General features: G+C 34.5%; 17 protein-coding genes. 16 read left to right on the top strand and 1 reads right to left on the bottom strand.

The genetic code is table 11. The features are described from left to right. On the bottom strand, positions 1-643 hold a 643-nt coding region (locus MOF34_RS19770), incomplete at its 3' end, for an ATP-dependent DNA ligase (RefSeq protein WP_268401439.1). A gap of 150 nt (positions 644-793) precedes the next feature. On the opposite strand from MOF34_RS19770, the gene MOF34_RS19765 reads away from it, so the two are divergent. From MOF34_RS19765 to recJ, 16 genes are all read left to right on the top strand, one after another. Continuing rightward, positions 794-1,027 (top strand): hypothetical protein, encoded by a 234-nt coding sequence (locus tag MOF34_RS19765; protein ID WP_268401440.1) that lies wholly within the window; start codon positions 794-796, stop codon positions 1,025-1,027. 53 nt (positions 1,028-1,080) lie between these two features. Continuing rightward, positions 1,081-1,716, top strand: a complete 636-nt coding sequence (locus MOF34_RS19760; protein WP_268401438.1) for a hypothetical protein — start codon at positions 1,081-1,083, stop codon at positions 1,714-1,716. 117 nt (positions 1,717-1,833) lie between these two features. Beyond that, a complete protein-coding gene (locus MOF34_RS19755) occupies positions 1,834-2,283 on the top strand; it encodes a hypothetical protein (RefSeq protein ID WP_268401437.1) in 450 nt (149 codons plus the stop codon). A gap of 33 nt (positions 2,284-2,316) precedes the next feature. Further along, complete coding sequence (locus MOF34_RS19750; protein WP_216394158.1) at positions 2,317-2,460, top strand: hypothetical protein; 144 nt, start codon at positions 2,317-2,319, stop codon at positions 2,458-2,460. A gap of 115 nt (positions 2,461-2,575) precedes the next feature. Further along, positions 2,576-3,400 carry a poly-gamma-glutamate hydrolase family protein gene (locus MOF34_RS19745; RefSeq protein ID WP_268291902.1) on the top strand — a complete coding sequence of 275 codons (825 nt, stop codon included), beginning with the start codon at positions 2,576-2,578 and terminating at the stop codon, positions 3,398-3,400. After that, a complete protein-coding gene (locus tag MOF34_RS19740; protein ID WP_268401436.1) occupies positions 3,397-5,157 on the top strand; it encodes a right-handed parallel beta-helix repeat-containing protein in 1,761 nt (586 codons plus the stop codon). The genes MOF34_RS19745 and MOF34_RS19740 overlap by 4 nt, the downstream gene beginning before the upstream one ends. An 87-nt stretch (positions 5,158-5,244) precedes the next feature. Further along, positions 5,245-5,538, top strand: coding sequence for a hypothetical protein (locus MOF34_RS19735; protein ID WP_106021405.1), 294 nt, complete (start codon positions 5,245-5,247; stop codon positions 5,536-5,538). A 64-nt stretch (positions 5,539-5,602) separates the two neighbouring features. Continuing rightward, complete coding sequence (locus MOF34_RS19730) at positions 5,603-5,983, top strand: hypothetical protein (protein WP_268286893.1); 381 nt, start codon at positions 5,603-5,605, stop codon at positions 5,981-5,983. Positions 5,984-6,267: 284 nt separating this feature from the next. Beyond that, positions 6,268-6,894: a hypothetical protein gene (locus MOF34_RS19725; RefSeq protein ID WP_268401435.1), complete on the top strand. Its 627-nt coding sequence runs from the start codon at positions 6,268-6,270 to the stop codon at positions 6,892-6,894. 134 nt (positions 6,895-7,028) lie between these two features. Further along, positions 7,029-7,406, top strand: coding sequence for a hypothetical protein (locus tag MOF34_RS19720; protein ID WP_268401434.1), 378 nt, complete (start codon positions 7,029-7,031; stop codon positions 7,404-7,406). Positions 7,407-7,431: 25 nt separating this feature from the next. Next, complete coding sequence (locus MOF34_RS19715) at positions 7,432-8,346, top strand: hypothetical protein (protein WP_268401433.1); 915 nt, start codon at positions 7,432-7,434, stop codon at positions 8,344-8,346. A gap of 82 nt (positions 8,347-8,428) precedes the next feature. Next, the gene (locus MOF34_RS19710; protein ID WP_268401431.1) at positions 8,429-9,400 is read left to right on the top strand and encodes an ATP-binding protein; all 972 of its coding nucleotides are present in this window, start codon (positions 8,429-8,431) and stop codon (positions 9,398-9,400) included. Between the two features lie 42 nt (positions 9,401-9,442). After that, positions 9,443-9,913, top strand: coding sequence for a hypothetical protein (locus tag MOF34_RS19705; protein ID WP_042976136.1), 471 nt, complete (start codon positions 9,443-9,445; stop codon positions 9,911-9,913). A gap of 14 nt (positions 9,914-9,927) precedes the next feature. Then, positions 9,928-11,442: a replicative DNA helicase gene (locus MOF34_RS19700; protein WP_268401430.1), complete on the top strand. Its 1,515-nt coding sequence runs from the start codon at positions 9,928-9,930 to the stop codon at positions 11,440-11,442. Between the two features lie 15 nt (positions 11,443-11,457). Continuing rightward, complete coding sequence (locus MOF34_RS19695) at positions 11,458-12,594, top strand: hypothetical protein (protein ID WP_268401429.1); 1,137 nt, start codon at positions 11,458-11,460, stop codon at positions 12,592-12,594. Next, positions 12,594-14,324 (top strand): single-stranded-DNA-specific exonuclease RecJ, encoded by a 1,731-nt coding sequence (gene recJ / locus MOF34_RS19690; RefSeq protein WP_268401428.1) that lies wholly within the window; start codon positions 12,594-12,596, stop codon positions 14,322-14,324. Before MOF34_RS19695 ends, recJ begins: the two co-directional genes overlap by 1 nt. Positions 14,325-14,332 lie beyond the last annotated feature (8 nt).

Here is a 14,332-nt window from a genome sequence, read left to right as displayed (position 1 = left end):
TAAACCCAGCTGCAGTTCCATCCGGATAGGATAGAAGGAATTTAATATCCTTTTTGGTGTAGCCGGTTATGAGAACTTCAGTGTAATCATAATTGATCACTTTCAGCCAATTATGTGAACGTTTATTGATCTCATAAGGGGAGTCAGCTTTCTTGAGTACGATCCCCTCTAAATTCTTTTCTTTGGCCAGGTTAAAGTAAGCGAGTCCGTTACCTTGAATTCCTTCGATTACAAAGACATTAGGATGATTCAGCTCAAGTGAGTTCAGAACTGTCTTTCGTTCGATGAGCGGCTTAGCTGCAATTGACTGACCGTCTTTGTAGATAACATCAAAGACACAGTAAACAATCTTATGGGCTGATTTTTTGGACATAAAACGTTCCATTACAGCCTCAAAGTCCGGAGCACCACCTGGGGCAGCTACAATGACTTCACCATCAAGTACTGTACCATCTGGGATATCTAAATCCAAGAGTTCAGAAAACTTGCTTGTTACTTCATTGTTGTGGCGAGTGTATAGCTTAATCTGATTATCAAATTTAGAAAGGATGAGTCTGATTCCATCAAATTTGAGCTCAGTGATATAGTTCTCGTCATCTAATGGTTCCTTTATCGAATGCAATAACATTGGCGATACAAACAAAATATCACCTCCTACTTAGAACATATTAGCTAAGCGAAGGTGATATATAAAGTGATAAGGCAGTGGTACTTAATGGGATTCGATTTTGCTGTCATTCTAAAGAGAATAGTTATCTTCAGGCTTGATAAACGAAAATCAAAAAGGAGGAATGTGATGCAGCAAACAGTAGAGGCTAAAGAAGTTGAAGTGTTGATCAGGGGAATTTGGAGAAAGAAAAAGTTCACCGATATTCAAAAGGGGCAAACTTTTAAGATAGAGGAAAACGGAAGAGCAAAGAAATACATAGCGAGAACAGATCCTTATTGGGATGACATGTATGAGACTTACATAATTGATTTGTTGGATAAAAATAAAATTAGAAAAAGTAAGTTAACAGAAGTCTAGATAAAACAGAGATTTTATAAAGATAAAAATAAAATTAAAAAAGGGGAATTTTGATGAGTTATCAATTTGAAAAGAATAAACTGTACGCATATTTAGGTGAAGAGTTAGTTGAAGCACTTAAAAGGAATGAAGCTATTATTGCAGGTGGGGCAATTACAAGTCTATTTAATAATAAAGAGATAAATGATGTGGATATCTATTTTAGAAGTGATAAAAAAGCATGTTCATTCTTAGAAGAGTGTTGGAATAGCAATGTCTATGTAACGTCACACACTAAAAAAGCCACGCTATTTATCAAAAAAAGACTAAAGCTACAAATGATCCACTTTAAATTTTTCTCTGATGCTGAGTCAATTTTCAATACATTTGATTTTACAGTCTGCATGGGAGCTTTTGATTTTAAGACCGAAGCTTTTACTCTACATGAAGATTTTTTGAAACATAACTCGCAGAGAATTTTAAAGTTTAATAGCCAAACTGCTTTTCCAATTGTCTCATTGTTAAGAGTGCAAAAATACACAGATAAAGAATACACAATTTCTAAGCCAGAATTCATTCGTATTGTGCTAACATGCATGGACTTAACCATTAATACATATGAAGAATTGAAAGATCAAATGGGAGGTATGTATGGGATAAACTATGACAAATTGTTCGAAGACGAAAAAGATGAAGACTTTAACCTATGAGAAGCTGTAGACAAAATTGCTGACATGGTTTTAGACGAAGACTACTTTAAAGAGCCGGTTAATTTAGAGTTTAATGACTTAGACGATCTTTTAAATGACATTAATAAGAGTCCAGTTATGACGCTGAAGATTAATGATGATCAGTATAGAATTGGTCTTGATGGGTTTCTAAAAGAATCTGTATCAGCGCCATGTACTGAAATTAAATTAGATACAAAGGATTTCTTTGATAAAACTAATTTCTATAAATTTGTAAGGAAACAGAACGGAAAATTAACGAGCTTCTATGACAAGAACTTTGAGTATGTGATAGGAGAAGAAGCTAAAGCGGAAGGAGTAATAGATAGTTGGTCGAACTGCGGAAGGTTATTTTTTAATGAAAAGGCAGCGATCGAACAATCAACTTACTATGGAAAGGAAGACGGAGTACTTATTGAGGTGAAGATTAAAGAAAAGGATTTTGTAGATGCGGATAGTGGTAAAGTTGAGGCCACAGCATGTCAAGTAATTAGAGAAGTTTCAAAAGACGAGTGGAAAGAATACATAAGTCCCAATAACTCTAAATAAAAACGATATTTTACAGAAAGAGGAGGAGTGAAAATGTTTACCTGCTTCTGCAACGAATGTGAAAAAGTAATCGAAAAAGATGAAGTTGATTATGAGGTTGACTTGGTAGAAGGGCCTTGGGAAGGAGATTGGGAACACGTGCATTTAGAATGCGGTAGTATTGTGTCTTGGATTTAACTTGTATGTCTAAATAAAAGTAATTTTTTATTCAGATAAGGGGGTGCTACTAATGTGATTGTTTGTAAGAAGAAAATAAAGAATAAAAATAAAATTATATAAGGAGAGTTGTTAATTGTTGAAGTTTAAAAACAGAATAGAGGAAAAAGAGGTTAAGGGGGCAGAGAAGGCGAGCTTTGGCGGGCCTAACCTTCTCCACCTGTCACTTCGCAAGGTTACGAAGCTATATAAGTATATCACAGACAAGAAGTCTTTTCCAATCCTAGTTACTTCATTGTTTGCATTATTTAATCCCAGTTCAGTTCTAGCTGCAGATAAGTATAGTAATTTTGAAGAGTTGAAAGCAAATGAGTCACCTTTGAACTATAACATTTTAACTGCCAATGTTGATAGGCGTGTACTTATTCTGGCTCCACATGGAGGAGGTATTGAAGGAGGGACTAGTGAGCTTGCAAGAGAATTAAGTAAGTTTTATTCTACCTATCTATTTGAAGGTTTAAGGATACCAGGGGCTTCTGAGTTGCATATTACAAGTACTAATTTTGATGAACCTCAAGCTTTAGATTTATTAAATAAGCATGATTTAACAATCTCAATTCATGGGTATGCATCAAGTGAAAAACACACTTTAGTCGGTGGGACAGACAGAGTAAAAGCAGCAAAGATTACATCATTACTTATCAGTGCAGGCTTTTCTGCAGAATTGTTGCCTGAAGGCTCACGTTTAGCCGGTACAAATGAACAGAACATTGCTAATAAAAATAGCACTGGTATGAGTATCCAACTTGAAATAAGCACTGAACAACGTAGAGAAATGTTTAATACTTTTACATTGGCTGGACGGGATGGAACAAAGAATCAAGTTTTTTATGACTATATTGCTGTTTTAACTAAATTCATAAATGAAAATGTGTATTGTATGGCTGGTGTAGCACCATGACATTGTTGAATAAATCCATACGATACTATGTTGACTTTGATCAGTGGGGAATTAATGCATTTAACTCTAATCCAATTGAAACAACTAAAGGGTTTAGTGAAGCTTTTACTTATGCATCAGAGAATAGCTTTCCAATTGTTGAAATTCCAAAAGGGAATTTTCTTATTGATTCAGTAAATACATTAAATCAACGCAATCCTGAGGTTGGTGGAGGGATTAAAATCCCATCAAATATGGAGCTTCTTTTAGACCCAGAAGCAGTATTTCAAGTTAATCATAATGGATATCAAGGCTATTCTTGTTTTTATATTGGGCTTGCAGAGAACGTAATAATTAGAGGAGGTCGTATTATAGGTGACCGATATCAACATGATTATTCTCTAATTGATACCAATAGAAAAACACATGAATGGGGATTCGGGATACATGTTCATGGGAGCAAAAATATTTTAATTGAAAATGTTAAAATCTCAGATTGTATAGGAGATAATATTTGGATTGCTGCACATGGAATGATGAATTATCCAGGGACGGTTTATACACCTTCAAAAAGTGTGACCGTAAGAAAATGCGAACTGAAAAGAGGGAGACGGAACAACTTAGCTACTAACGGTTGCGAAGGGTTATTGGTTGAAGACTGTGATATAGAGGAAGCTGGAGGGGATACAATTGGCCCACAACTAGGTATTGATTTAGAGGGCTATGGCGAAAACGGAAAGAAGTATGATCATCCTTATGAGTTAACGATCTCTGATTGCAGGTTTAGAAAAAATGGTCGTGGTTCGGTTACTGCTCATACAAGCGGGAAAGTTTCAATCAAAGATAATTACTGTGACAATGTTATTTCCTATGGCTACAGTACAGATGTGAGTATTAAGGGTAACAAGATAATAAATGAAGGGGAATCTAAGGAGTATGGAATAGACTCTGTAGGCGTTTCGAGCACTGAGACTGGCAACAGAATTCAAATAACTGACAACAATATTCAAGGATTTAAAATAGGCATGATGATTAGAGGGAAAGGGGTATCGATTGATAATAATACCGTAAAGAACGCTTCAAATTGTGCAATAGCAACACATATGGCCGAAGATGTTTCCATTTCAAACAACAGAATACAAGACAGCGATTGTATTCAGATCCAGGTGAGAAATTCATCAGATATTAAAGTAAGCAATAATAAAGGGAAAGGTACAACTTCAGCATATGCAATTAAAGTAATGGATTCTGATGATGTCACCTTCATAAACAATAAGTTCTCCAATCTATATGGAGGTCTATATTGTGAAAGGTCTCAATCTGTCAGAATTAAGCTAAATGATTTCTTATTAAGTGGAAAAGGTTACGGGATATATTGGGATAAAGATTCAGAAGTTTTCCTAACAAGGAATGAGATATTTGAACCAAGAAATGTTGCAATTATGGGAGCAGCTGATATGTACAATATCAGAATAAATGATAACCAGATATATAATTGCAAAGCAATTATTGCGATACATTTAATAGGTGGTTTTGAGCATATGTTAAGAGGAAATGAAATCATGTTTAACAGAGATTCAGATCAAGGTTATGGGATATATTTAAACGGGACAAAAAAGGTTCGTTTAATTAGGAATGATGTTCAAGGTATTGGAACAAGAGTGCTTTCACATCCATATGCAACGTTTAATGCTTCCAGTACAACTTTAATACATAATACATACGACAGCGGCACACCTAGATTAGCATTAGATGATACAGTAATCGAATATAAATAAAAAAACTCGAAGAGAACACTTGTTCCCCTTGTGTGTTTTGGTATATAATTTAGTAGTACCAAAAATTTCAAAACAGGGGATGAGCCTATGAGTGAGCAAAAGCTTAGAATCGGAGAAATACGGTATGAGGTTTTTGATGATTATGATCCATTTACAGAGGAGTATTTAGGAAAAACTCTAGCAAATGCTTATTTTATTGCTGAAATTAAAAAGGAAAATGTAGTTCAAGTAGGGAATAGGAAAATTAATTACTCAAGCGATGTTAAAATTGGTTTTGATGCTTTCGGGGAAGAAACAAAAGAGAAAATCAAAGAGCATCTTCTGGCTGCTTATAGTTTAATAGCTGAAGGGGCTAAGGATGATGGTCTGGTGGAATTTTAACTAGAGTCAAGCTGGGCTAGTCTAAGATTAGCCCAGTTATCATACGGATAAAGGGGTTAACTGAATGCCAAACATAATTTCTAAAGAGCAAGATGAAGCAATTAAATACTTTAGAAACAAATTAAATTTATCAGACAAAGACTTATACATACCGTTGATTAATTTTGAACTACTTAGAGACAAAAACGAACAATATGCGAACATTCTTTATGAGCTGTATAAAAATGACCCTTATTTGTTTATCAGAGCATTAAAAGAGGGATACGTAATTAATCAGCCAATTGAATTTGATGAGGCCATTGTACGTTTCTTTAATGGAGAAGAACTGGCTATTGTACATAAAACAACCGGCAGAAGATACAATGTAAATGTGAAAATGAAGCAGCTACCTGATGGATTTACATTGCAAACAATGGATGTATGGTTATGGAGTGAAATTGTTTAAATATTATAAATCCATGATATAATTCTCTTTAATCCTAAGGGAGAGTATTAAAATGGTTTTTGGGGGTTAGTAAAGTGATTAATATTATTGGAGGATGAGCTACTATGGAAGTTAGAGTCGGAGGCTGAACAACTCTAGGAGCTGCCATTGGGTGGCTCTCTGACCTTATAACCCAATAAAATTATCATTTTATTTTAATTTCAAAAGGAATTGTTAAGTTTTTCCCTTCATGGTAATATGTTATTGAATTAATGATTCTTTTTTACCATAGGGGGATAAACAACATGGATCATGAGGCTACAGGGGAGTTACCTTTAGAAAAGCCAAAGAAAACTAAAAAAGTTATTTGGATTGTTTCAGTTTTTGCGGTGGTTGCACTTATAATTGGAGGAATCTATGGCTATCAAGTTTACAAAAAGAACAAAAAACTTGAGCAGCTAGAAGCATATTCTAAGAAAGAAGAAAGTCTTGTCACTGATATGACTTCCTTAGGTGCAAGTTCAGAAGAAATAATTAACGAAGTTGAGACAACATGGCATGATGTTATTTTTAATGACCTACATAAAGTAAATGGAACATATGTTAGCGATTTTAATGATGCATTAGTTCAGCTTTACGCAGGTTATGAAGATGAAGGCAAGATTTCAGATTTAGAAGATACTCAAGAGACAATTGAAAAGCAGATTAAATCAATGAAGAATCATCCTTCTGAGTTCGATGATAATTATGATTATCTGCTTGATATATATAAAAACGTAAAGCAACTGTCTGATTTGGCTATTGAACCAAAGGGAAGTCTTGAGACTTATAAACAAGAGGCTTTGGATACCGACAATGCTACTTCATCTGCAATGGATGATTACGATTTGAAGAAAGTAACCTTTAAAGAGCTTAAAAAGAAATATGAATAGCTTCGCCCAAGGTGTTCCGTTTAGAACGGAACTTCTCTTAAAAATTATTTAGAATAAAAATAAAATTACTATTGACGATAATGTAAGCGTGATGTAAGATAAGAATATCCCACAGAGAGAAAGGAGGTTGTAAAGTGAAAAAGGAATTGAAGATATTAAAAATTAGCCCAGCTGCAATAGAAGCCTATAGAAATGATGTTAAAAGGAATTATGACATCGAAGAAGACCAGGCTAGAAAAAAATTAACAAGGAATGTAATGTTGGTAAAGGAATTTAGGCCTGCAGCAATTAAGAAAGGTTTTATTTCAAAGACATATTCATATGGAAATCTAAAGATTACTGTAAGACATAATACGATCATTAAAGTAAGAAATATTAAAGGCGATCCAGAGCCTTGGCATTTTCCTAAAAAGAGATACATAGAGCTAAACAAACTACTTGGTATTAGAGATTGTAAGTTTAGCAGCAAGTCTCATTATAGAAATAATAAGAGTAAAAATAAAATTAATTAATAAATGAAAGAGGCTGATTATTTACATGGCAGAAAACAAAACGGTATTACGCGAAGCAGATAACATTGTAACAATTGAAGGAACTTTAGCTGAAGTACGACACACTGAATGGAAAAATGGAAATGGATTGAATATTGAATTAGACATTGAAGTTGCGCCTAACGAAGTACATACAGTGAAAGGATTTTCAAAATATAAGAAAGCTGATGGCACAGATAATGCTATTGCAAAAGGGTACCAAACTATCATAAGTGATTATAAGTCCGTTGCAGAACATGGGAGAGAACAAGCTGATAAAGTGAGAATCACCCAAGGGAAGATTGGATTAAACGAATATTACTCTCAAGGGATTTTAAAGGCGTACCCACAGTTAACCACTAACTTTGTTAACAGACTAGATGCTAATGAAGAATTTAATCCTAAAGCTGAATTTGATATTGAACTGTTTGTTAAAAATGTGACTGAAGAAAAAGTTAAAGGTGAAGAAACAGGGAGAGTTAATTTAAATGGTTATATCCCTTTGTATGGCGGGAAAGTCATTCCTTTTACATTTGTAGTCACTAAGGAAGGTTCTCAATATGTTGAAAACAATTATGAAAAAGGATCTACGGTTAACGTTTTTGGGAAGATCATTAATTATAAAGAACAAAAAGTAACAACCAAAACTGCTGCATTTGGAGAAGACAAAAAAGAAATCACTTCAATTACAAAAAGAGAGTATCTAGTTACAGGGGGTAACGATCCTTATGATGAAGATAGTAAAAATGCTTTTACCCCAGAAGTAATTAAAAAAGCATTGACTGAAAGGGAGACTTATCTAGAAGGACTTAAGAACGAAAGCAGCAATGAAAACAATAAAAAGTCTGGCTTTGGTGGAAGTGCTCCTAATAACAAGCCTTCAAAGCCGGTTGAAATTTCAGATGATGATCTCCCTTTCTAAAATAAAATAGATCATTAATCTAATACATAACTGGGGTGAGCTCCGACTCACCCAACAAATTCAAAATAAAAGGAGAACTATAATGGCAATTGATATTTTCAACCCACAAGTTTCTGTAGTAGCAAAAGGATTAGAAGGAAAAGTTATCACAATCTACGGTTCTAACAACTTAGGTAAAACTAAGCAAAGCACTCAGATGAAGAAACCGTTATATCTGCCATTCGAAAAAGGATTAAATGCCATTGCCGGTGTCCAATTCATGCCTATCAATAGTTGGGCTGATTTTAAAAAGGTAAACAAACAGTTAACTAAAAATGCTGAAAAAGCCAAAGAAATGTATCAGACAATCATTGTTGATGAAGTAGACGCTTTTGCTAAATATGCGACTAGATATGTATGCGAGCAATATGATGTAGAACGGATTAAAGATGGTAATGATGGGTTTGGCCTTTGGAAAGAGTATGAAACTGAAGTATGGGAAGAAATCAATAAATTAATTGGCGTAGGATTTACGGTTATCTTTATTGCACATGCTGCTGAAGACAAAAAAGGCAAAGTATATCCGAAGGGGGATAAACGAGTTTTAGCTCCAGTAATTGATAACAGCGATATTGTTCTCTATCTAAGTTCTAATGGTGTTGATGAAGATAGAAAAGTAATCAAATCAAGTGCTTGGTTAGCTGAAACTGAAGAGCATTTTGCTCGTAGCCGATTTGATTACATTGACACGTACCTTCCTGAATTTACTGCAGAAAACTTAGAAAAAGCAATTATTGAGGCAGTCGAAAGACAGGAGCAAGCAGAAGGAATTGTTGCTGTTACATACGAAGAGCAAAAACAAAACAACGCTTCAGAAGAACTTGATTTCAAATCATTAATGGATCAAATTAAAGAAATTGGCATGAAGCTTAATGAAGAAGGCCGTTTAGAAGAAGTTAATGAGATTACAGAGAAACATTTAGGTAAGGGTATAAAAGTTACTGAGTGCAGCCGTAAGCAAGTAGGTGTCATGTCTGTAATTCTAGATGATCTAAAAGACCTTCTAGCAGAATAAAAGAGGAGGGATTATTCTCTCCTCCTTAATAGGAGTGATTATTTGGGGAGACAAGTTAAATGTCCTTATTGCGAGACCAAGTTAGACAAAGACTCAGCCATTCCTTATAAAAAAAGATATTACCATGAAAAGTGTTTTAATACCTGGAAGCAAGAATCAGATCACAGAAAAGAGTTAATTCAATACATATGCAATTTATATGGTCTTACATCTCCAACTGGCATGATGTTGAAACAAATTAAAGAGTATCAAGAGGAATATGGGTATAAGCTTAAAGGCATTGAGCTAGCGCTTAGATACTTTTATGAAACTTTGGATAATCAACCCAGAGAAGGAGATGGCATTGGAATCGTTCCATTTGTTTATGATGAAGCAAAGCGGCATTACATTAGACAAAAAGCCATCCGAAAATCAGCTGAAGACCCAAAGAATCATAAAAGAGAAGAAATTACTTTGGTCATAAAAAAAGGAATGAGAAAGAAAAGAGGGCTAGTTGATATCTCAACGCTATAGGAAGGAGAGTCCATTTGCTACAAGACAAACAGGCAATAATTCAAGTTTTAGGGAGCATTTTAAAAGATCCCACAATCTTGTCAGAGAGCAATAAATATAAGATAACTTCGGATGATTTTCCTTCAAGGTTTCATTCAATATTGTTTTTTGCCATGAGCAACCTATTTCATCAAGGAACTGAAGTATTGAATGAGGTTGAAATAGATGGATATCTAAAGGATTACGATATTCAGTATAAAATTTTCCATGATAATAACGGCCTTGAATATATAGAAAGAATTCAAGAGTTGGCAGTTGTCGAGAACTTTGATTACCACTATAAAAGATTAAAAAAGTTTAGTCTGCTTAGAGAAATGGATGGCTTGGGATTTGATATTAAGGAAATATATGATGAATCTCTGATTGACCCAAAAGAACAGGAAAAGATGCAAGAACAGTTTGATAAGAAGTCGATTGATGAAATTTTAGCAGCTTATGAAATGAAGATTGTAGACATAAAAGAAAAATTCAGAACTTCATCTGAAAGTGTAGGAATCCAGGGTGGAGAAGGTATTAATGAATTATTGGATTCATTCGAAGAGTCGCCGGATATTGGAGTTCCATTAAATAGCGAAATGCTCACATCAATTTTTCGTGGATCACGGAAGAAAAAATTCTATCTACGTTCAAGTATTACAGGTGGCGGTAAAACAAGAAACATGGTCGCTGATGCTTGTCGCTTAAGTGCAACCGAACTTTATGATTCTAAAAAGAAGGAATGGGTATCAAACCCATGGAGTGAAAGTTCTACGGTCATTTCAACAGAAATGATGGCCGAAGAATTGCAAAGCTTAGCACTTGCCTACATTAGTGGTGTAGAAGAGAAAAAAATCCTTAGAAATACAATAAATGAACAAGAAAAACAACTTGTGCGAAAGGCTGCTAAAGTTCTTCAAGAGTCTAACATATGGTTCGAACATCTGCCTGATTTTAATATTCAGGAGATTGAAAGAACAATTGAAAAGAACGTCATTAAAAACAATGTAGAGTACGTTTATTTCGATTATATTCACTCATCAGTAACAATCTTTTCAGAGATGAGCAAAAAAAGTGGGGTCAACTTGAGGGAAGACCAAATTCTTTTACTTATGTCGGATAAGTTAAAGGGCTTATGTAACAAATACGATGTCTATATGATGAGTGCAACTCAGCTGAATGGTGATTGGAAAGAAGCATGGTTAAAAGGACAAGTAATAGATGCTTCTTACTTGAGAGGAAGTAAGGCCATCGCAGATAAAACAGATGCTGCAATGATTATTCTTCCTTTAAGTAAAAAAGAGAAGGATGCAATTGATCCAATTTTAAAAGAAGGATTTTATCCAGAGCCAAATTTTGTTACACATGTATTTAAAAATAGGGGAAATGAGTATGACAAAGTTAAAGTCTTCTCCCATATCAATATGGGCAACATGCGGATTAAGGACTGTTTCACAACAAATCTTGACAATGAACTAATCGCAGTTGAGAAATTGAATATAAAAGCAGGATGAGGGGTGTAGCGCCCTTTGAAGTATGATAAAGACAGAGTAAAAGAAAGCCTGACCATTGAGGATATACATAAGATTTTAAAAGATTTAGGTAGCGAGAACAATCAGTGGGATCAACAAGGAAATCCGATTTACAGAACTGTTTGTCACAATGCTTCTGGCGGGAGCTATAAGCTGTATTACTATCATGAAGCAAAACAGTTTCACTGTTATACAGAGTGTGGAGATAATTTTGATGTATTTGAACTTGTAATAAGAGCAAAAAGCCAAAAAGGAATTAAAATCTCTTTTAATCAGGCTATCGAATATGTTGCCAAAATAGCAGGAAGAACATTTGGATTTGGGAATAGAGAGACATACATAAACAATGATTTGATTGATGACTGGGAATGGATGGGGAAGTTCAAAAAGAAGAAAAAAATACATATTGAGCTCCCCAGCTTTGATGAAACGGTACTAGATGTGTTTGTGCCTTATCCTCACCAATTGTGGCTAGGTGAGGGAATAAGTCACAAGACATTAAAAGAGTTTGAGATTGGGTACTATTTTAGACCTCATACAGAAGGGATTACCATTCCTCATCGAGATTTAAATAATAGGTTGATTGGTATACGTAGGCGCTCAATGATTAAAGAAGAAGTCGATGCAGGCTATAAATATATGCCTTTAAAAGTTGGCAATATCTTATATAACCATCAAACAATGATGAATCTATATGGATTACATAAAACAAAAAATTCGATAGAAAGGTTCAAGAAAGTATTGATTTTCGAATCTGAAAAATCAGTGTTAAAATGCCAAGACTTTTACGGTGAATCAAACTTTACCTGTGCTGTTTGTTCAAGTAATATTTCTAATTTTCACCGGGACATTTTATTGTCTCTTGGTGTTGAAGAAGTTTTTATTGCTCTTGATAAATACCGACCACCAAAAGAACATGAAACAGAGGAGAAATATCAAGAAAAACTGGTTGAATATCAGAAGAAAATTCTAAAGCTCGCAGCAAAATTTACTCCTTATGTTCGTGTATATGTTTTGTGGGATTATGAAGGCTTACTGGATTATAAGGACAGCCCAGCTGACAAGGGGAAGGAAACTCTAGAGGAGCTAATGAGAAGGAAAATTGAGATTGGCACAGATGAAGGGGGAATTTAATGGAGTATAGACTAATTGGCGACAATGATTATAATTTCGATCCTTTAGCTACTATCTTAAAAAATAGAGGCATAGAAAATCCAAAGTTGTTTGTTAATGTTGATCACAGTTCAGTTATTCATTATTCAAAGCTTAATAATATTGATAAAGCTGCAGAATGTCTTATCAAGCATTTAAATAATAAAAATAAATTGTTTGTTCAGGTAGACAGTGATGTTGATGGATATACATCCAGCTCAATCATTATAAATTACATAAAGAAGATTTGTCCGAAAGCTAATATACATTACAGAATTCAAGATGGGAAAGAGCATGGGATTTTTATTGATACAATTCCTGATGATGTTGACTTAGTCATAATCCCAGATGCAGGTTCAAGTCAATTTGAGGAACATGAGGCTCTTAATAAGAGAAGCACAGAAATAATTGTTATTGACCACCATGAATGTGAACGAGTGTCTGAACATGCGATCGTAGTAAATAATCAACTTTCACCTAATTATTCAAATAAAACCCTGACAGGTGCAGGGATGGCCTTTAAATTTTGCCAAGCAGTAGATGAAAAGCTAAATAAAAATGAAGCTGAACAATTCTTAGACCTTGTATCTATTGGTAACATTGCAGATTCGGCTGATTCAAGAAACCTTGAAACCAGGTATTTTATGAATGAAGGCTTGAAGAAAATTAAACATCCATTATTAAAGAAGCTGTTTAAGAAGCAAGAGTTTTCAACCAAGGGTGACAAGAACATACAGAATGCACAGTTCTTTATTAACCCTTTAATTAACGCTGCCATTAGGGTTGGAAGCAGTGAAGAAAAAGATCAAATGATGAGAGCATTCCTCCTTTCTAAAGAAAAGGTACCCTACAAAAAACGTGGGCAAAGTGAAACTGAGCTTGTGTCAATACATGATGACACAGTTAGGATTCTAGGAAATCTAAAAGCAAAGCAGAAACGGATTGCAGATGCAGCTGGAGCTGAAATTAAAAATAGAATAGAGGAGAAAAATTTAACAGCGAATAAAGTACTCATTGTTTACATTGAAGGGATTCTAGATAAAAGCCTAACTGGACTGGTGGCCAATCAGCTTGCAGAAGAATATAAAAAGCCGGTCTTGTTAGCTAGGAACGATCCCGAAAAAGGCAAAGAGATCTTGAGTGGCTCTATACGAGGATATGACAAAAGGTTTATTAAGGATTTTAAGAAAGAGCTTATAGATACTGGATTATTTGAGTTTGTTGAAGGTCACCCAAATGCAGCTGGCTTTGCAATTAAACGACAGAACTTAATCCTGGTGAACAAAGTGCTGAATGAAAAATTTAAAGACATAGATATCGAAGAAGATATTCAGAATGTTGATTTTGAGATACCATCAAAACGATTGAGAAAAGAATTTATCCTTCAACTTGATGGTTACAAAGACTATTGGGGTTACAAAGTTGAAGAACCATTAATAGCTATAACGGATCTTGAAATTGATGTCGAACAAATTGAACATTTAGGAAAAAAGAATAAGACAACAGTTAAATTCAAGCATGGTGATATTGAATACATAAGATTTAAAAGCGATGAGAATTACTTTAATCAGCTTACAGAATCAAATGGAACGTTAGTCATAAATGTAATTGGTAAAGCAAAGGCAAATGAATACAAAGGCAAGAAAACACCTCAAATCGAGATTTATGAATTGGAGGTGGTTCGCACAAAACAAAAAGAACTTGTGTTTTAAGGGGGAAG

The organism is Bacillus sp. T17B1 (assembly GCF_026796395.1).
Lineage (GTDB): Bacteria > Bacillota > Bacilli > Bacillales > Bacillaceae > Bacillus > Bacillus spizizenii_A.
Note: the sequence above shows the minus strand (reverse complement) of the source record. Positions and strands in the feature narration are given on the sequence as shown.

Bases quoted from the DNA above. Each gene is read 5' to 3' on its own strand.
- MOF34_RS19760 (WP_268401438.1), top strand. From the start codon at position 1,081: ATGAGTTATCAATTTGAAAAGAATAAACTGTACGCATATTTAGGTGAA.
- MOF34_RS19735 (WP_106021405.1), top strand. From the start codon at position 5,245: ATGAGTGAGCAAAAGCTTAGAATCGGAGAAATACGGTATGAGGTTTTT.
- MOF34_RS19710 (WP_268401431.1), top strand. From the start codon at position 8,429: ATGGCAATTGATATTTTCAACCCACAAGTTTCTGTAGTAGCAAAAGGA.
- MOF34_RS19750 (WP_216394158.1), top strand. From the start codon at position 2,317: ATGTTTACCTGCTTCTGCAACGAATGTGAAAAAGTAATCGAAAAAGAT.
- recJ (WP_268401428.1), top strand. From the start codon at position 12,594: ATGGAGTATAGACTAATTGGCGACAATGATTATAATTTCGATCCTTTA.
- MOF34_RS19755 (WP_268401437.1), top strand. From the start codon at position 1,834: ATGACGCTGAAGATTAATGATGATCAGTATAGAATTGGTCTTGATGGG.
- MOF34_RS19715 (WP_268401433.1), top strand. From the start codon at position 7,432: ATGGCAGAAAACAAAACGGTATTACGCGAAGCAGATAACATTGTAACA.
- MOF34_RS19725 (WP_268401435.1), top strand. From the start codon at position 6,268: ATGGATCATGAGGCTACAGGGGAGTTACCTTTAGAAAAGCCAAAGAAA.
- MOF34_RS19740 (WP_268401436.1), top strand. From the start codon at position 3,397: ATGACATTGTTGAATAAATCCATACGATACTATGTTGACTTTGATCAG.
- MOF34_RS19730 (WP_268286893.1), top strand. From the start codon at position 5,603: ATGCCAAACATAATTTCTAAAGAGCAAGATGAAGCAATTAAATACTTT.